This is a genomic window from Aeromonas sp. R1-1 (assembly GCF_040908495.1).
GTDB classification, from domain to species: Bacteria; Pseudomonadota; Gammaproteobacteria; order Enterobacterales; family Aeromonadaceae; genus Aeromonas; species Aeromonas veronii.
Map to the genome: position 1 here is coordinate 1 of NZ_JBFODV010000135.1, position 18,696 is coordinate 18,696.

Annotated in this window: 17 protein-coding genes and 1 pseudogene; 17 read left to right on the top strand and 1 reads right to left on the bottom strand. The window is 60.6% G+C overall.

Features of this window, described 5'->3' with window-relative positions; translation table 11 throughout:
* Positions 1–703, bottom strand: a 703-nt coding sequence (gene add, locus AB5Y92_RS07835; protein WP_368226345.1) for an adenosine deaminase, incomplete at its 3' end; no start/stop codon positions are given.
* Positions 704–900: 197 nt separating this feature from the next.
* On the opposite strand from add, the gene AB5Y92_RS07840 reads away from it, so the two are divergent.
* The 17 genes and pseudogenes from AB5Y92_RS07840 to nuoL form a co-directional block, all read left to right on the top strand.
* Positions 901–1,650, top strand: coding sequence for an HAD-IIA family hydrolase (locus tag AB5Y92_RS07840; protein WP_005337281.1), 750 nt, complete (start codon positions 901–903; stop codon positions 1,648–1,650).
* A 54-nt stretch (positions 1,651–1,704) separates the two neighbouring features.
* Entirely contained in the window at positions 1,705–3,279 is a 1,575-nt protein-coding gene (locus tag AB5Y92_RS07845) for a cation:proton antiporter (protein WP_368226348.1), read from the top strand.
* A 129-nt stretch (positions 3,280–3,408) separates the two neighbouring features.
* Positions 3,409–3,777, top strand: coding sequence for a cupin domain-containing protein (locus AB5Y92_RS07850; protein WP_164536602.1), 369 nt, complete (start codon positions 3,409–3,411; stop codon positions 3,775–3,777).
* Positions 3,778–3,969: 192 nt separating this feature from the next.
* A complete protein-coding gene (gene asnB / locus AB5Y92_RS07855) occupies positions 3,970–5,634 on the top strand; it encodes an asparagine synthase B (RefSeq protein WP_005361356.1) in 1,665 nt (554 codons plus the stop codon).
* Positions 5,635–5,879: 245 nt separating this feature from the next.
* Positions 5,880–6,404 (top strand): acyloxyacyl hydrolase, encoded by a 525-nt coding sequence (locus AB5Y92_RS07860; RefSeq protein WP_164536601.1) that lies wholly within the window; start codon positions 5,880–5,882, stop codon positions 6,402–6,404.
* 227 nt (positions 6,405–6,631) lie between these two features.
* Positions 6,632–7,153 (top strand): annotated as a pseudogene (locus AB5Y92_RS07865) (IS3 family transposase); the annotation flags it as partial.
* Positions 7,154–7,330: 177 nt separating this feature from the next.
* The gene (locus AB5Y92_RS07870; protein ID WP_005344919.1) at positions 7,331–7,735 is read left to right on the top strand and encodes an NADH-quinone oxidoreductase subunit A; all 405 of its coding nucleotides are present in this window, start codon (positions 7,331–7,333) and stop codon (positions 7,733–7,735) included.
* 29 nt (positions 7,736–7,764) lie between these two features.
* Complete coding sequence (locus tag AB5Y92_RS07875; protein WP_005344917.1) at positions 7,765–8,439, top strand: NADH-quinone oxidoreductase subunit B family protein; 675 nt, start codon at positions 7,765–7,767, stop codon at positions 8,437–8,439.
* A gap of 2 nt (positions 8,440–8,441) precedes the next feature.
* Complete coding sequence (gene nuoC / locus AB5Y92_RS07880) at positions 8,442–10,247, top strand: NADH-quinone oxidoreductase subunit C/D (RefSeq protein WP_103251695.1); 1,806 nt, start codon at positions 8,442–8,444, stop codon at positions 10,245–10,247.
* Positions 10,248–10,327: 80 nt separating this feature from the next.
* Entirely contained in the window at positions 10,328–10,870 is a 543-nt protein-coding gene (gene nuoE / locus AB5Y92_RS07885; RefSeq protein WP_005337236.1) for an NADH-quinone oxidoreductase subunit NuoE, read from the top strand.
* Positions 10,867–12,252, top strand: coding sequence for an NADH-quinone oxidoreductase subunit NuoF (nuoF, locus tag AB5Y92_RS07890; protein ID WP_005351112.1), 1,386 nt, complete (start codon positions 10,867–10,869; stop codon positions 12,250–12,252). The genes nuoE and nuoF overlap by 4 nt, the downstream gene beginning before the upstream one ends.
* A gap of 41 nt (positions 12,253–12,293) precedes the next feature.
* Positions 12,294–15,050, top strand: coding sequence for an NADH-quinone oxidoreductase subunit NuoG (gene nuoG / locus AB5Y92_RS07895; protein WP_368226352.1), 2,757 nt, complete (start codon positions 12,294–12,296; stop codon positions 15,048–15,050).
* Positions 15,047–16,015: an NADH-quinone oxidoreductase subunit NuoH gene (nuoH, locus tag AB5Y92_RS07900; protein WP_005337244.1), complete on the top strand. Its 969-nt coding sequence runs from the start codon at positions 15,047–15,049 to the stop codon at positions 16,013–16,015. The genes nuoG and nuoH overlap by 4 nt, the downstream gene beginning before the upstream one ends.
* Before the next feature lie 10 nt (positions 16,016–16,025).
* Complete coding sequence (gene nuoI / locus AB5Y92_RS07905) at positions 16,026–16,568, top strand: NADH-quinone oxidoreductase subunit NuoI (protein WP_040067268.1); 543 nt, start codon at positions 16,026–16,028, stop codon at positions 16,566–16,568.
* A 10-nt stretch (positions 16,569–16,578) separates the two neighbouring features.
* Positions 16,579–17,130 (top strand): NADH-quinone oxidoreductase subunit J, encoded by a 552-nt coding sequence (nuoJ, locus tag AB5Y92_RS07910; RefSeq protein ID WP_040067266.1) that lies wholly within the window; start codon positions 16,579–16,581, stop codon positions 17,128–17,130.
* Positions 17,127–17,435 (top strand): NADH-quinone oxidoreductase subunit NuoK, encoded by a 309-nt coding sequence (nuoK, locus tag AB5Y92_RS07915; RefSeq protein WP_005337247.1) that lies wholly within the window; start codon positions 17,127–17,129, stop codon positions 17,433–17,435. Before nuoJ ends, nuoK begins: the two co-directional genes overlap by 4 nt.
* The coding region (gene nuoL / locus AB5Y92_RS07920; protein WP_368226355.1) for an NADH-quinone oxidoreductase subunit L at positions 17,432–18,696 on the top strand (1,265 nt) is incomplete at its 3' end. The genes nuoK and nuoL, both read left to right, overlap by 4 nt.

An 18,696-nucleotide genomic window follows, 5' to 3' on the forward strand; every position in this document is an offset into this window, starting at 1 on the left:
CCCCGTGATCGATGCGGCATACCTTCAGCTCGTTGATCGCCTGCCAGATGTAGTCGGCAGGGCCCTCTTCACCTGCGTGGGCCACCACCGGCAGCCCCAGCTCGCGGCATTTGGCAAAGACCCGGGCAAACTTGATCGGCGGATTGCCCTTCTCCCCGGAGTCGAGGCCGATGCCGTGAATGCGTGACAGGAAGGGCATAGCCTCTTCCAACGTCGCAAAGGCATCCTCCTCGCTCAGGTGGCGCAAAAAGCTCATGATAAGGCGCCAGCTGATGCCAAACTCCTTCTCTCCGCTCTGCAGCGCCCGCTCGATACCGCCCAGCACGGTAGCAAAGGGGATGCCGCGAGCGGTGTGGGTCTGCGGGTCGAAGAAGATCTCCACATGCACCACCTTGTCGGCGGCGCACCGCTCAAGATAGGCCCAGGTGAGGTCGAAAAAGTCCTGCTCGGTCACCAGCACGCTGGCGCCGCGATAGTAGAGATCGAGAAAGGATTGCAGGCAGTCAAAGTCATAGGCGGCGCACACGCTGGCCACATCGGGCCAGGGCAGTGGCACACCGTTGCGGCGGCCCAGCTCAAACATCAACTCGGGTTCGAGGCTGCCCTCGATATGCAGGTGCAGCTCCAGTTTCGGCAGTCCGGCGATAAATTGCGCGGCGGTGAGGTGTTCGGGTGTGACTGGCTTGGAAATCGGGGTGTCCATAGCGACGGCTCCATCAGCAAAGTGATCCGGCGTCAGCCCCTCCACCAGACTGACCCGACGGCAGCTTTATTGTGCACCGAAGTGGCGAGACAGGGGAGACTTGTCATCAAACAGACTTATAATGGCGTCACAAAAATCATAAATGATTGAACATCTTAACGATTGGCGGCTCGCCTGCGCCCTGACAAGGAGTTTTCATGAAGAAGAACGTCATCTGCGATATCGACGGTGTCATCCTGCACAACAACGATCTCATCCCCGGTGCCGACCGTTTTGTCCATCGCCTGCTGGAGCAGGGCAGCAAGCTCTTGTTCCTCACCAACTACCCGGCCCAGACCCAGAAAGATCTGCAAAACCGCTTCCGCTCCGCCGGGATCGAAGTGCCGGAGGAGTGCTTCTACACCTCCGCCATGGGCACCGCCGACTTTCTCAAGCGTCAGGATGGCAAGAAGGCGTATGTGATCGGTGAAGGGGCGCTGACCCACGAGCTCTACAAGGCCGGTTTCACCATCACCGACATAGACCCCGACTTCGTGGTGGTGGGGGAGACCCGCAACTACAACTGGACCATGATGCAACAGGGAGCCAAGTTCGTCGATCAGGGGGCCCGCTTTATCGCCACCAACCCCGACACCCACGGCCCCATGATGCACCCGGCCTGCGGCGCCCTGTGCGCCCCCATCGAGCGGATGACCGGCAAGAAGCCGTTTTATGTCGGCAAACCGAGCGCCTGGATCATCCGTGCGGCGCTCAACCGGATGGAGGCCCACTCCGACGACACCATCATCATCGGCGACAACCTGCGCACCGACATTCTGGCGGGCTTTCAGGCCGGTCTCGAGACGGTGCTGGTGCTCTCCGGGGTGAGCAAGGTCGCCGATATCGACCGTATGCCGTTCAGACCGAACCACATCTTCGACTCCGTGGTCGACATCGATATCGTCTAATCACCACCCAAGCGTTAAACAGGGCAGGTCTCTCCTGCCCTTGCAGGATCTGTTATGGAACCCATTCTGATCGCCATGGCCTTTGGCTGCGGCATGGTAGTCAATCTGATTGGCCTGCCCCCCCTGCTCGGCTTCCTGGCCGCCGGTTTTATCCTCAACGGCATGGGATATGAAAATACCCCTGCCCTGAGCGAGGTGGCCGATCTCGGCGTCACCCTGCTGCTGTTCACCATCGGTCTCAAGCTCAATATCAAGACCCTGATGCGGCGCGATGTGTGGGGCACCACCAGCCTGCACCTGCTGCTCTCCACCCTGCTCTTTACCGTGGTGCTGCTGGTCTGCAAGGGACTGGGGCTCCACCTCGCCCTGTCGTTGGACTGGAAGCTGGCGCTGCTGCTGGGCTTTGCCCTCTCCTTCTCCAGCACCGTCTTCGCAGTCAAGGTGCTGGAAGATCGCAGCGACATGAATGCCCTCTACGCCCGTATCGCCATCGGGGTGCTGGTGATGCAGGATGTGTTCGCCGTGGCCTTTTTGGCGTTTTCCAGCGGCAAGTGGCCCAGTATCTGGGCGCTCTGGGTGCTGGGATTGCCACTGCTGCGTCCCCTGCTGTTCAAGCTGCTGGAGCGGGCCGGTCACGGCGAGCTGCAGGTGCTGTTCGGTGTCTTTCTGGCACTGGTGGTGGGGGCTGCCGGTTTTGAAGTGGTCGGCCTCAAGCCGGATCTCGGAGCCCTCATCATCGGCATGCTGCTCGCCTCTCATCCGGCTGCGGCAGGGCTTGCAAAGGCGCTCTTCAACCTCAAAGACCTGTTTCTTATCTGCTTCTTCCTCACCATCGGTCTCAACGGTCTGCCGACCCACGACACCATGTTGCTGGCACTGGCGCTGGTACTGGCCCTGCCGCTCAAAAGCGCGCTCTACTATCTGGTCTACAGCGGCGCTCACCTGCGGGTGCGCACCGCGCTGCTCTCGACCCTGGCGCTCACCAACTTCTCGGAGTTTGGCCTGATCGTCGCCGCCATCGCCGCCAAGGCGGGCTGGCTCTCCCACGAGTGGCTGGTGGCGGTCTCGCTGGCACTGGCGGCCAGCTTTATGATCTCTGCCCCCCTCAATGCCCAGAGCGAGCGCATTTACCACCGCATCGGCCACTGGCTGCGAGGATTGCAAGCGAGCAACCTCCATCCGGAAGACAGACCCATAGAGCTTGGCGATGCCGAGGTGATCATCCTCGGTATGGGGCGGATCGGTCAGGGGGCCTACTTCGAGCTGGAGAACAAGTACGGCAACGTCATCCTCGGGGTGGAGAACGATAGCGAGAAGCTGCCCACCCTGCGTGCCCAGGGGATGAACGTCATCGAGGGGGATGCCACCGATACCGACTTCTGGGACAAGGTGCTGCTCTCCAATCAGGTCAATCTGGTGCTGCTGGCCATGCCCCACCACTCGGGGAATCTCTACGCCATCGAGAAGCTGCGCAGCCACGGGTTCAACGGCAAGATCGCCGCCATCGTCCGCTTCGAGGATGATATCGCCTCCTTGCAGGAGCAGGGGGTGGATGCGGTGTTCAACGTCTACAACGAAGCGGGCAGCGGCTTTGCCCGTCATGTGATCCGCCGCTTGCAGCCGCTTTGAGTCGTCGGCCAGCAGCCCTTGGCAAGGGAATGCGCATCGTTTAAGTTATGCACAACCTCGTTTAATAAAACAAACAAACGCGGGCCGGGATGGCCCCGCGTTCCTATCTGCCGAAGCCAAGGAGGCACCATGAAGACCCTCAACGACTGGATCCTGCTCGACCGCCACGAGGCGGCCCCTACCCCGCTGATGCCTGCCCCCGAGCGCATTAAAGCGGGCAACCCGAGCCAGACGGTGTGGAACCACTACTCCGACCCCCGCCAGCAGTTTCACGTCGGCTTCTGGGCTTGCGAGCCCGGCCGCTGGGCCATCCACTACACCGAACACGAGTATTGCCAGCTGCTGGAGGGGGATGTGGTGATCCACGACAATCTGGGCGGCCAGCTGGCCCTCAAACCCGGCGATCAATTCGTCATTCCCGCCGGTTTTGTCGGAGAGTGGGAGACCCTCACCCCCTGTCGCAAGGTCTACGTCATCTTCGAACCCGCCTCGGCTTGACGTTCACGTCACCCTGCCCCGTTGCAACAATCCTTATCCTGTTGATCTGCTTGACGCTTACGGCATGATTTTCTGCGGTTTTCCCGCTTGCAAAAGGTTTTTCCGCTAGGCATTGTGTCTGACGAGGAATGTAAATGGAATTTCGAGCCCAAACGTGGGGGGCTCATATAAAAATCAAGAGGATTACCGCCAATGTGTTCAATTTTCGGCATTCTGGATATCAAGTCCGATGCAGTCGCCCTGCGCAAATCGGCGCTGGAGATGTCCAAGCGACTGCGTCACCGCGGGCCTGACTGGTCCGGCGTCTACAGCTCCGACAAAGCCATCCTGGTGCACGAGCGTCTGGCCATCGTCGATCCGGGCAATGGCGCCCAGCCACTCTACAACCCCGAGCGCACCCATGTGCTGGCGGTCAATGGCGAGATCTACAACCACAAAGAGCTGGAGAAGACCCTCAAGGTCGACTTCCAGTTCCAGACCAAATCTGACTGTGAAGTGCTGCTCGCTCTCTACAAGGAGAAGGGCCCGGCGTTTCTCGACGATCTCAACGGCATCTTTGCCTTCATCCTTTATGACGCCGAACAGGATGCCTACCTGATTGGTCGCGACCACATGGGGATCATCCCCCTCTATACCGGCCGCGACGAGCACGGCAACTTCTATGTCGCCTCCGAGATGAAGGCGCTGGTGCCGGTCTGCAAGAGCGTCGAAACCTTCCCGCCGGGACACTACCTGTGGAGCAAGGATGGCGAGCTCAAACAGTGGTACAAGCGCGACTGGATGGAATACAGCGCGGTCGAGCACAACGTCAGCGACAAGGCCGAGCTGAAAGCCGCGCTGGAAGCGGCGGTCAAACGCCAGCTGATGTGCGACGTGCCCTATGGCGTGCTGCTCTCCGGCGGGCTCGATTCGTCCGTTATCTCCGCCATTACCAAGCTCTATGCGGCGCGCCGTATCGAGGACGATGGCAAGAGCGAAGCCTGGTGGCCGCAACTGCACTCCTTCGCTGTCGGCCTGGAAGGCTCACCTGATCTCGCCGCCGCCCGCAAGGTAGCTGATCACCTCGGCACCATCCACCACCAGATCCACTTCACCGTGCAGGAGGGTCTGGATGCCCTGCGCGACGTCATCTATCACCTCGAGACCTATGACGTCACCACCATCCGCGCCTCCACGCCGATGTATCTGATGGCCCGCTACATCAAGGCGATGGGGATCAAGATGGTGCTCTCCGGCGAAGGCTCCGACGAGCTGTTCGGTGGCTACCTCTACTTCCACAAGGCGCCCAACGCCCGCGAGTTCCACGAAGAGAACGTGCGCAAGCTCGCCTCTTTGCACCTCTATGACTGCCTGCGCGCCAACAAGTCGATGGCAGCCTGGGGTGTGGAGGGTCGCGTGCCCTTCCTCGACAAGGAGTTCATGGACGTGGCGATGCGCCTGCAGCCCGCCGACAAGATGTGTGGCAAGGGCAAGATCGAGAAGCACATCCTGCGCGAAGCGTTCGAGGATCTGCTGCCCCACGAAGTGGCATGGCGTCAGAAGGAGCAGTTCTCCGACGGCGTAGGCTATTCGTGGATCGACAGCCTGAAAGCCATGGTGGAACAGGAAGTGACGGATCAGATGTTCGAGGCGGCCGCATTCCGCTTCCCCATCAACACCCCGCTCACCAAGGAGGCCTACTTCTACCGCGCCATCTTCGACGAGCACTTCCCGCTGGAAGCCGCCGCCCGCACCGTGCCCTACGGCAAGTCGGTCGCCTGCTCCACCCCCACTGCGCTGGAGTGGGATGCCAAGTTCAAGGAGATGGCCGACCCGTCCGGCCGCGCCGTGATGGACGTGCACCAGCAAGGCTACTGAGCCTACACGCCAAACCGAGCGGATAACGTCAGATAGCAAAAAGCCCTTCACCATGGTGAAGGGCTTTTTCATCTCCCCATTGCCACGCTCGCCAAATCACATCAGGCCATGCAGATAGTTGATTTTTCATAAATATTTAATTTCTTTACCGAGTGACCATGCATTGACAGGGAGCGCGTCGATTGACTATGCCTGAAGGGTGATCAACAGGATCACCAAGATGACAACAAGGATCGGGAGGGGGCATGGACGCTAACACTCTATCAAGGATCGCCCTGCTGACAGCACTGCTCGCCAGTCCGTCTGCAATGGCCAATGACAATATCGTGGTACTGCAGCTTGGCAGGGCCTTCAGCAATGAAAAGCTCGACATCAACATCGCCGACGCCAAGTTCCATCACATGTTCTGGCGCTGGGGAGACTCAGGCTGCCAATTTGGGCTGGGGGTACGTGGCGGTATGCTCAAGGTAGAAGATGAAAAGAGCGCCAGACTGGGGGGCGGCGCCCGTATCGAATGCCAATGGGGTAACTGGGTGACCTGGATCCCCGGCGAAATGGTCTGGCTCGATCAGTACCAATTTGGCACTCGCGGCAACGGCTACAAGGATTACGGCGGCCCCTTCCAGTTCGCTCTGGGTATCGGCCTCGGTTACGCCATCACCAAGAATTGGCTGATCGGCTATCAGTATGAGCACATGTCCAACGCCTATATGTATGACAAGAACCCGGGGCTCGACAGCCATACCCTCCATATCGAGTACCGTTTTTGACTACAAACCCATTCCTTAGACTGCAGACTGCGCTGCTGGATACAAGCAGGTGTACATTGCTCAAAACGACATGCCCATAGCCTCGTTGACCAATAGTGATATACACATAATAGGCGTCATAGCCGACTGGCCAGCAATGCAGCCACCGAGAAAAAAAGTATCGACGTGCAGCTAGAAGAACTACCGGAGTGGCATCTGGATGCGAGAAGGGAGTGATCCGTTGAGACGACTATCTGGCTCGCAGGAGAGTGATTAACCGTAAGCGCATGCAACTGCGGCGGTTGTTCACAGCGAGCCAGAGCTCAGCAGGCCGCAGCCCCTTGATGTCGGTGATGCGGATGTTGTGGGTATCAGCTTGGCCGAGTCAAAATACGTAACCTGATAAAGGAAGCCGGGCTGGCATCCAAACAACCGGGCGCACACCGCTATAGGTGTTGCACGGTCAAAACGACCGGACATTCCCAATCTGCTGGCCCGAAAAATTGATCTTCCGCAACCCAATCAAGTGTGATGTGGAGATACCACCGACGGCTGAGCAGGCGCTCGTTAGCATTATCTTGGCCGCAATACTCGCCCAGCATAACCAGCGGGTCATGGGTTGAGCAGTGTCTGACAAACCCGATGCAATACTGAGAACAAAAGTGCTCGATATGGACAATCTGGAGCGGGTTTTCCCCTCAGGTGTCGTTTCAATCTGCCTGGGTAACCGACACGACAACTGGGCCTTTCCGCAACGACGGTGGCACTTTCCAGTCCTTTCTCGCCCACCATAACCAACAAAAAAGTGCGCTTCTTAACAAAATTTAATTACCGGTTAACCGATTAATAATTAACCCGTAAAAATGACATGTAAATCAGTGCGAAAGTGTCATAATGCGTAACATTATTGTTAAGTCGCTTGATTAATTTGGTTAGGAAAAACCTCTATGTTTGCTGATATTTCTGCTCAACATTGGGCTTTTGCCATTTATGTCATCGGTGCCATCACCATCTGTCTGGTGATGATAGGTCTCGCCGCCCTGCTGGGAGGTCGCGCCTACGGCCGCACCAAGAACAAGCCATTTGAATCTGGTGTCGACTCGGTCGGCAGTGCCCGCCTGCGTTTTTCCGCCAAGTTCTATCTGGTCGCCATGTTCTTCGTCATCTTCGACGTCGAGGCGCTCTACCTGTTTGCCTGGTCTGTCTCCGTGCGTGAGAGCGGCTGGGTCGGCTTTATTGAAGCCACCATTTTCATCGGACTGCTGCTTATCGGCCTGATCTACCTCTGGCGCATCGGCGCACTGGACTGGTCACCGCGCAAACCGCAGCTGAACAACAAAAACAGTGATTGAACCACAGACCCTTTCCTTGAGGTTGCACCATGAAGTACACCCTGACCCGGATTGACCCGGATGCCCCCGTTGAGCGCTACCCCCAGGAGCAGCGCCAGACCGTCGATGACCCACTGGCGCAAGAAGCGACGCGCGGCATCATGATGGGCCGCCTCGAGGAGGTGCTGCAAGACACAGTCAACTGGGGCCGCAAAAACTCCCTCTGGCCTTACAACTTCGGCATCTCCTGCTGCTATGTGGAGATGTGTACCGCCTTCACCTCCCCCCACGATGTGGCCCGCTTCGGCGCCGAAGTTATCCGAGCCTCGCCCCGTCAGGCCGACTTCATGGTGATTGCAGGGACCCCCTTCATCAAGATGGCGCCAGTCATCCAGCGCCTGTATGAACAGCTGCTCGAACCCAAGTGGGTGATCTCCATGGGGGCCTGCGCCAACTCCGGCGGCATGTATGACATCTATTCCGTGGTGCAGGGGGTGGACAAGTTCCTGCCGGTCGACGTCTACATTCCGGGTTGCCCGCCCCGTCCCGAAGCCTTTTTGCAAGCCCTGATGCTGCTGCAGGACTCCATCGGCAAAGAGCGCCGCCCCCTCTCCTGGGTAGTGGGCGATCAGGGGATCTACCGTCCCCAGATGCAGGCCGAAAAAGAGCGCAAGCGCGGCGAACGGATCAATGTGACCAACCTGCGCACGCCGGATGAGATCTGACCATGAAACTGACTCGTGATTTTCCCAGCAATTACGCCATGGCCCAGTGGCAACCCAGCGACCACAAGGATGCCAAAGTCATTGGCGAACTGTTTGCCCACTTCGGGGCCGAGCACTTCACCGTGCAGACCACGCGCACCGGCGTGCCGGTGGTCTGGCTTCCCCGCGAACTGCTGCAGGATGTGATGGGCTTTTTGCGCAAGGTGCCCTCCCCGTTCGTGATGCTGTTTGATCTCAGCGCCACCGATGAGCGGCTGCGCAGCCATCGCGACGGTCTGCCCCAGAGCGATTTCACCGTCTTCTATCACCTCATCTCCATCGACCGTAACGCCGATGTGATGTTGAAAGTGGCGCTGGCCGAAAGTGACCTGCATCTGCCCACCATCACCAACCACTTCCCCAATGCCAACTGGTACGAGCGGGAAGTGTGGGATCTGATGGGCATCACCTTCGATGGCCATCCCCATCTGACCCGGATCATGATGCCCAAGAGCTGGCAGGGTCACCCGCTGCGCAAGGATTACCCGGCGCGCGCCACCGAATTCGATCCCTTCATGCTCGATGCCGCCAAACAGGACATGGAGCAGGAGAACCTGCTGTTCAAACCGGAAGAGTGGGGCCTGGCCCGCGGCAACGAGAATGAGGACTACATGTTCCTCAACCTCGGCCCCAACCATCCCTCTGCCCACGGTGCCTTCCGCTTGGTGTTGCAGCTCGATGGCGAGGAGATCCGCAACTGCGTGCCCGATATCGGCTACCACCATCGTGGTGCCGAGAAGATGGGCGAGCGCCAGTCCTGGCACAGCTACATCCCCTATACCGACCGGGTCGAGTATCTGGGCGGGGTGATGAACAACCTCCCCTATGTGCTGGCGGTCGAGAAGCTGGCCGGCATCAAGGTGCCGCAGCGGGTCGACATGATCCGGGTGATGATGGCGGAGCTGTTCCGCATCCAGAGCCACCTCTTGTTCCTCGGGACCTATATCCAGGACGTGGGGGCCATGACCCCGGTCTTCTTCACCTTCACCGACCGGCAGAAGATCTACACCATCATCGAAGCGATCACCGGTGCCCGCATGCACCCGGCCTGGTTCCGTATCGGCGGTGTGGCCCACGACCTGCCGAAGGGATGGCAGCGGCTGGTGCAGGACAACCTGCTAAGCTGGCTGCCCAAGCGGCTGATAGATTACGAAAAAGCGGCGATGCGCAACAGCATTCTTCGCGGTCGCACCATAGGCGTCTCTGCCTACACCACCGAGCAGGCGTTGTCCTGGGGCACCACGGGGGCCGGATTGCGCGCCACCGGCCTCAACTTCGACGTGCGCAAGTGGCGCCCCTACTCCGGTTACGATCAGTTCGACTTTGAAGTGCCGGTCGGCAGCAATGGCGATGCCTACGACAGAGCCACCGTGCGGATCGAGGAGATCCGCCAGAGCATGTCGATCATCGAGCAGTGCATGAAGAACATGCCGGAGGGCCCCTTCAAGGCGGATCACCCCCTCACCACCCCGCCGCCCAAAGAGCGCACCCTGCAGCACATCGAGACCCTGATCAACCACTTCCTGCAAGTGTCTTGGGGCCCGGTGATGCCCGCTGCCGAGTCGTTCCAGATGATTGAGGCGACCAAGGGGGTCAACAGTTACTACCTGACCAGTGACGGCTCCACCATGAGCTACCGGACCCGGATCCGCACCCCGAGCTTTGCTCACCTGCAGCAGATCCCCTCGGTGATCAAGGGCAGCATGGTGTCGGACCTCATCGTCTATCTGGGCAGTATCGATTTTGTTATGTCGGATGTGGACCGTTAAGTGATCCGCCCTCCCGGCCATGGCCGGGAATTGGGATCGCCGGACGAGCAGTAAAAGGACAAGCCACCAAAGGTCAAGTCATGAGCCAGCAATGTCAGTGTCACAATAATCAGACCCCACAGGGGCAAGGGGCATGCAGCAGCAAACAGGACGACTTCGTTCTGAGCCAGGCTGAACGCGATGCCATCGAACACGAGAAACACCACTACGAAGATCCCCGCGCCGCCAGCATCGAAGCGCTCAAGATCGTGCAGCAGGCCAGAGGCTGGGTCCCCGACGGCGCCATTCACGCCATCGCGGCCGAGCTCGGCATTCCCGCCAGCGACGTGGAGGGGGTCGCCACCTTCTATAGCCAGATCTTCCGCCAGCCGGTAGGGCGTCACATCATCCGCGTCTGCGACAGCATGGTCTGCTACATCAATGGCCATGAAGATCTGCTGGCCGGTCTCAAGGAGGTGATGAACCTCGGCCCCGGTCAAACCACCCCGGATGGCCGCTTCACCCTGCTGCCGGTCTGCTGCCTTGGCAACTGCGACAAGGGGCCAGCCATCATGATCGATGACGACACCTATGGCGGCCTCGATCCGGTGACCTTGCTGAAAACGCTGGAGGCTTACCCATGAGCCTGCCGCAGAACAAGATCCTCGCCTCTCTTGGCACCGCCAACCGCACGGCCCGCACCGCCGAGACCCATCCGCTCACCTGGCGGCTGCGGGATGACGGCCAGCCGGTATGGCTGGAGGAGTATCAGGCCAAACAGGGCTATGAAGCCGCCCGCAAGGCGCTCGGTCAGATGAGCCCGGACGAGATTGTCAGCACCGTCAAGGATGCCGGTCTCAAGGGGCGCGGCGGTGCGGGCTTCCCCACTGGCGTGAAGTGGGGGCTGATGCCCAAAGACGAGAGCATGAACATCCGTTACCTGCTCTGCAACGCCGACGAGATGGAACCCAACACCTGGAAAGATCGCCTGCTGATGGAGCAACTGCCCCATCTGCTGATCGAGGGGATGATCATCAGTGCCCGGGCGCTCAAGGCCTATCGCGGCTATATCTTCCTGCGCGGCGAGTATGTGGATGCTGCCATCCACCTGCGCCGTGCGGTAGAAGAGGCAAAAGCAGCGGGCCTGCTGGGCAAGAACATTCTGGGCTCCGGTTTTGACTTCGAGCTGTTCGTCCACACCGGCGCCGGTCGCTACATCTGTGGTGAAGAGACGGCCCTCATCAATTCGCTGGAAGGGCGCCGCGCCAACCCGCGCGCCAAACCCCCCTTCCCCGCCGTTTCCGGCGTCTGGGGCAAACCCACCTGCGTCAACAACGTCGAAACCCTCTGCAACGTGCCTGCCATTATCGGCAACGGAGTCGCCTGGTATCACGGGCTGGCGCTGCCGGGCTCGGAAGATCACGGCACCAAGCTGATGGGCTTCTCCGGCAAGGTGAACAACCCCGGGGTCTGGGAGCTGCCCTTTGGCATCACCGCCCGCGAGCTGTTTGAAAATTACGCCGGCGGGATGAAGAGCGGCTATCGCCTGAAAGCGTGGCAACCGGGCGGCGCGGGCACCGGCTTCCTGCTGCCGGAGCACCTCGATGCCCAGATGTATACCGCCGGTATCGGCAAGGTAGGTACCCGGATGGGGACTGGCCTCGCCATGGCGGTGGATGACTCCATCAGCATGGTCTCCCTGCTGCGCAACATGGAGGAGTTCTTCGCCCGCGAGTCGTGTGGCTGGTGCACGCCCTGCCGCGACGGCCTGCCCTGGAGCGTCAAGCTGCTGCGGGCCTTGGAGCGTGGCGAAGGGCAATCCGGCGATCTGGCGACCCTGGAGCAACTCTGCGGTTTCCTTGGCCCGGGCAAGACCTTCTGCGCCCACGCTCCGGGCGCCGTCGAGCCGCTGGCCAGCGCCATCAAATATTTCCGCTCCGAATTCGAGGCCGGGATCAAAGGCAGCGGTGATAACCGCAAGCCGGTCAAAGGGATCCAGCCCAATCTGCTGGGCGAGCGCTGGTAACGACACCACAGATTTCACAAAACAGGTTTCAGGGAAGTTGTATGGCAACCATTTATGTAGACGGCAAAGAGTACGAGGTAGACGGGGCAGATAACCTGCTGCAAGCCTGTCTGTCGCTGGGTCTGGATGTCCCCTATTTCTGCTGGCACCCGGCGCTGGGTAGCGTGGGAGCCTGCCGCCAGTGTGCGGTGAAACAGTATCAGAATGCCGATGACAAGCGCGGTCGTCTGGTCATGTCTTGCATGACCCCGGCCACCGATGGCAGCTACATCGCCATCGAGGATGAAGAGGCTAAAGAATTTCGCAAGAGCGTGGTGGAATGGCTGATGACCAACCACCCCCACGACTGCCCGGTGTGTGAAGAGGGCGGCGCCTGCCACCTGCAGGACATGACGGTGATGACCGGCCACAACAGCCGTCGCTACCGCTTTACCAAGCGCACCCACCAGAATCAGGAGCTGGGCCCCTTCATCGGTCACGAGATGAACCGCTGCATCGCCTGCTACCGCTGCGTCCGTTACTACAAGGATTATGCCGGTGGCGAGGATCTCGGGGTCTACGGTGCCCACGACAACGTCTATTTCGGGCGGGTCGAGGATGGCACCCTGGAGAGCGAATTTTCCGGCAACCTGGTGGAGGTCTGCCCCACCGGCGTATTCACCGACAAGACCCACTCCGAACGTTACAACCGCAAGTGGGACATGCAATTTGCCCCCAGCATCTGCCAGCAATGCTCCGTGGGCTGCAACATCAGTCCGGGTGAGCGTTATGGCGAGCTGCGCCGCATCGAAAACCGCTTCCACGGCAGCGTCAACCACTACTTCCTCTGTGACCGTGGCCGCTTTGGCTATGGCTACGTCAATCTGGCGGACCGCCCGCGCCAACCGCTGCTCAAAGATGGCAACGACCAGCTGACCATCACAGTCGATGGCGCCCTCAACCGAGCCGCCGATGCGCTGCGCACGGCCCGCGGCCTCATCGGCATCGGCTCGCCCCGCGCGTCGCTCGAGAGCAACTTTGCCCTGCGCGAGCTGGTGGGTGAAGCCAACTTCTACGCAGGCGTCGAGCAGGCCGAGTGGGCCTGTCAGCTGAAGATGCTGCAGATCCTGCAACAGGGCGGCGTGCCGACTCCGAGCCTGCGGGACATGGAAGAGGCTGACGCCATTCTGCTGCTCGGCGAAGATGTCACCATGAGCGCCGCCCGTATCGCGTTGGCGCTGCGTCAAGCCGTCAAGGGCAAGGCTCGCGAGCTGGCCCGCAAGATGAAGGTGGATCTGTGGCAAGTCGCCGCCGTACAGACCCTGGGTCAGAACGAACGCTACCCGCTGCTCATCACCAGCCTCGACACCACCCGTCTGGACGATGTGGCGGCCGACAAGCTGCACGCCCCCTATGCCGATCAGGCGCGCCTTGGCTTTGCCATCGCCAACCTGCTCGACCCGAATGCACCGGCCGTGGCCGATCTCGGCCCCGAGCTGCAGGCACAAGCGACTCGCTGGGCCGAGCTGCTCGGCAACGCCAGGAAGCCGCTCATCATTGCTGGCTCCAGTGCCCGCGATGTGGCGCTGCTTGAGGCGGCCAGCAACATTGCCCGCGCCCTGAAAGGCCGAGGTCTGGAAGCCAGCATCGCGCTGGTTGGCCAGGAGGCCAACTCGCTGGGTCTGGCCATGCTGGGCGCTCAAACCTTGTCAGACAAGTCGCTCGAAGCCGCCCTTGCGCGTATCGAGTCCGAAGAGGGGTTGGCACTGGTCACCCTGGAGAACGATCTCTACCGCCGCGCGCCGCGCAACCGGGTGGATGCTGCGCTGGCACGGCTGCAGCACCTGCTGGTCATCGACCATCAGGCGACCCCGACCGCCAACAAGGCTGATCTGGTGCTGCCAGCGGCCAGTTTTGCCGAAGCCGATGGCACGCTGGTGAACATGGAAGGGCGCGCCCAGCGCTTCTTCCAGGTCTATGCACCCGCCTTTTACAACGCCGATATTCAGGTGCGTGAAGGGTGGCGCTGGCTGGCGGCGCTGCAAGGGGCGATCGAACGCAAGCCGCTGCGCTGGCAGAACTTCGGCCAGGTCAACCATGACTGTGCCTCCAGCAATCCGCTGCTGGCTACCATGCTGGAAGCGGCGCCCAATGCAGGCTTGCGGATCCGTGGCATGCGACTGGCCCGTGAGCCGCATCGTTACAGCGGTCGCACCTCCATGCTGGCGGATCAGAACGTCAGCGAGCCGCGGGTAGCGCAAGATCCCGACTCCCCCTTCAACTTCTCCATGGAAGGGTATGCCGGAGCCCGTCAGCCGCTGCCGCAAGTACCGTTCGCCTGGGCGCCGGGCTGGAACTCCCCCTCCGCCTGGAACAAGTTCCAGGATGAAGTCGGTGGTCATCTGCGTGCTGGCGATCCGGGTCGCCGTCTGCTGGAAGCAACAGACCCGCAGGCAGAAGGCAAGGAGCTGCTCGGCTGGTTCACCACCATCCCCGCCCCCTTCAAGGCCGCAGAGGCGCTGCAAGTGGTCAATTATGCCCAGCTGTTTGGCGGCGAGGAGCTCTCCGCTCGCAGCCCGGTCATTCAGGCCCGGATGAACGAACCCGAGCTGGTGCTCAATCCCCTTGATGCGCAGCGTCTGGCCCTCCACGGGGGCAGTCAGGTCTCCTTCTCCTGGGGCGGTAGCCACTGGCAACTGCGTCTGCGGCTTAGCGAGCAGCTGAGCGCCGGTCTGGTGGGGCTCCCCCTTGGGGTGAACGGCCTGCCGACGGCCCTGCAACAAGCCTCAATCACTAACCTGCAGGAGGTGATCGCATGAGCGAGTCGCTGATCGATCTGTTGCTGGAGGTGGGCAAGGCACTGATCGTGCTGGTGGGGATCGTGGGGGCAGGCGCCTTCATGAGCTTCATCGAGCGTCGCCTGCTGGCTCTGTGGCAGGATCGCTATGGCCCCAACCGGGTCGGGCCATTTGGTCTGCTCCAGCTGGCCGCCGACATGATCAAGATGTTCTTCAAGGAGGACTGGATCCCGCCGTTCGCTGATCGGCGGATCTTTATCCTGGCCCCCATCATCGCCTTTACCGCCTTTATTCTGGCGTTTGCGGTGGTGCCCATCACCCCCACCTGGGGCGTGGCGGATCTCAATGTGGGGTTGCTCTACATCCTGGCCATCGCGGGGCTGGCGGTCTATGCGGTGCTGTTCGCCGGCTGGTCGAGCAATAACAAATACTCATTGCTCGGCAGCTTGCGCGCCTCGGCCCAGACCCTCTCCTACGAGGTGTTTCTCGGGCTCTCCCTGATGGGGATTGTGATCCAGACCGGCAGTTTCAACCTGCGGGATATCGTCGAGGCACAGGCAGACTTGTGGAACGTGGTGCCCCAGATCCTGGGCTTTGTCACCTTCCTGTTTGCCGGTGTCGCCGTCACCCACCGTCACCCGTTCGATCAGCCAGAAGCCGAGCAGGAGCTCGCCGACGGCTATCACATCGAGTATGCGGGGATGAAGTGGGGTCTCTTCTTCGTGGGCGAATATATCGGCATCGTGCTGATCTCCTCGCTCATCGTGACCCTCTTCTTCGGTGGCTGGCACGGCCCCTGGCTGCCCCCCTTCATCTGGTTTGCCCTGAAGACCGCCTGTTTCATGGTGTTCTTCATCCTGCTGCGGGCCTCCCTGCCTCGCCCGCGCTTTGACCAGGTGATGTCGTTTGGCTGGAAAGTCTGCTTGCCGCTGACCCTGATCAATATGCTGGTCACCGCGGCAGTTGTACTGATAAGTACGCAGTGAGGCACTCATTATGAAAATTTTTAGCATTATTCAGGGTGTCGGCACCCAGTTACGCAGTCTGGCCATGGTCTTCTCCCATGCCTGGCGGCCCCGTGAAACCCTCAACTATCCGGAGCAGGCAGTCTATGCCGCCCCCCGCTACCGCGGTCGCATCGTGCTGACCCGCGACCCCGACGGGGACGAGCGCTGCGTGGCCTGCAACCTCTGCGCTGTTGCCTGCCCGGTCGGCTGCATCTCGCTGCAAAAGTCCGAGCGGGATGATGGCCGCTGGTATCCGGAGTTCTTTCGCATCAACTTCTCTCGCTGCATCTTCTGCGGCCTGTGTGAAGAGGCTTGCCCCACCACCGCCATCCAGCTGACACCGGATTTCGAGATGGGTGAGTATCGCCGCCAGGATCTGGTGTACGAGAAGGAGGATCTGCTGATCAGCGGGCCCGGCAAATACCCGGACTACAACTTCTATCGCATGAGCGGGATGGCCATCGACGGCAAGCCGAAAGGGGATGCCGAAAACGAAGCCAAGCCCATCGATGTCAAGAGCCTGCTGCCCTGAGGAGTCAATCATGGAACTGGCATTTTATGCCTCGGCCCTGGTGGCCATTTACAGCACGCTGCGGGTGATCAGCACCAGCAATCCCATGCATGCGCTGCTCAATCTCATCATCTCCCTCATCGCCGTGGCCATGATCTTCTTCTGCCTGGGTGCCGCCTTTGCGGGCGCCCTGCAGGTGATCGTCTACGCCGGCGCCATCATGGTGCTGTTCGTGTTCGTGGTGATGATGCTGAACCTGGGGAGTGCCCAGGCACAGGAGAAAAAGTGGCTCACCCCCATGACCTGGGGGGGCCCTGCCCTGCTCTCGCTGACCCTGCTGGGCTTTCTGGCCCACGGCATTCTCGGGGTGACCGGGGGCCTGATCGGAGTGACCGAGGTGACCGCCAAGCAGGTGGGTGTCGAACTCTTTGGCCCCTATGTGCTGGCGGTGGAGCTTGCCTCCATCCTGCTGCTGGCGGGTCTGGTAACCGCCTATCACCTGGGTCGGGAAGAGAAGAGCGGTGAAGTGCTCTCCGTCCCCCGCACAGCATCCCGCTCTGCACAAGAAGGAGGTCAGCAATGAATGGAATCCCCATGGAGCACGGCCTCCTGCTGGCCGCGGTGCTCTTCTGCATCGGCTTGTGCGGTCTGCTGATCCGGCGCAACCTGCTCTACATCCTGATGAGTATCGAAATCATGATGAATGCCTCGGCACTGGCGTTTGTGGTGGCGGGTAGCCGCTGGGCCCAGGCCGATGGCCAGATCATGTATATCCTGGTGATTTCTCTGGCGGCAGCAGAGGCCAGTATCGGCCTTGCCCTGTTACTGCTGCTCTATCGTCGTTACCACACCCTGAACGTGGACACTGTGAGCGAGATGCGCGGATGAGCCTCTTATATCTGACTTTTCTATTTCCGCTGCTGGGATGGCTGGTGTTGGCCTTCTCCCTCGGCCGGTTTGGTGAGCGTACCTCGGCGCTGATCGGGGTAGGCTCCATTGGCCTGTCGGCCCTCACTACCCTGTGGGTGGGCATCGACTTTCTGGGCAACCCGCCCGAGGGGGGCGTCTATGTCCAGCGCCTGTGGCAATGGATGGCGGTGGGCAACTTTACCCCGAGCTTCTCGCTGGCACTGGATGGCCTGTCGCTGACCATGCTGGGGGTGGTGACCGGGGTGGGTTTCTTTATCCACCTGTTCGCCTCCTGGTATATGCGTGGAGAAGAGGGTTACTCCCGCTTCTTCACCTACACCAACCTCTTTATCGCCAGCATGCTGTTTCTGGTGCTGGCCGATGACCTGCTGTTTGTCTACCTCGGCTGGGAAGGGGTAGGGCTGTGCAGCTATCTGCTGATCGGCTTCTACTACAAGGATCGCAAGAACGGCGCGGCGGCCCTCAAGGCATTTGTCGTGACCCGGGTGGGGGATGTCTTCCTCGCCATCGGCCTGTTTATCCTCTATCGGGAACTGGGCACCCTCAATATCCACGAGCTGCTGGTGCGCGCACCGACCCTGTTTGCCGAGGGCTCCCCTGCCCTGTCGCTGGCCTGCCTGATGCTCTTGGGCGGCGCGGTCGGCAAATCGGCACAGCTGCCGCTGCAAACCTGGCTGGCGGATGCGATGGCAGGCCCGACCCCTGTCTCAGCGCTGATCCACGCTGCCACCATGGTGACTGCTGGTGTCTACCTGATTGCTCGTACCCACGGCCTGTTCCTGCTGGCGCCAGAGATCCTCCATCTGGTCGGGCTGGTTGGCGCCATCACGCTAGTGCTGGCAGGCTTTGCCGCGCTGGTTCAGACCGATATCAAGCGGATCCTCGCCTACTCCACCATGAGCCAGATTGGCTACATGTTTCTGGCTCTCGGTGTCGGCGCATGGGAAGGGGCAATCTTCCACCTGATGACCCACGCCTTCTTCAAGGCGCTGCTGTTCCTCTCCGCCGGTGCCGTTATCGTTGCCTGCCACCATGAGCAGAACATCTTCAAGATGGGTGGACTGCGCAAGAGTTTGCCGCTGGTCTATGCCTGCTTCCTGGTGGGGGGCTCGGCGCTGGCGGCGTTGCCGCTGGTCACTTCCGGTTTCTACAGTAAGGACGCCATCCTGTGGCAAGTAGAAGCCTCTGGCCAAAGCGCGCTGCTGTGGGCAGGTCTGGT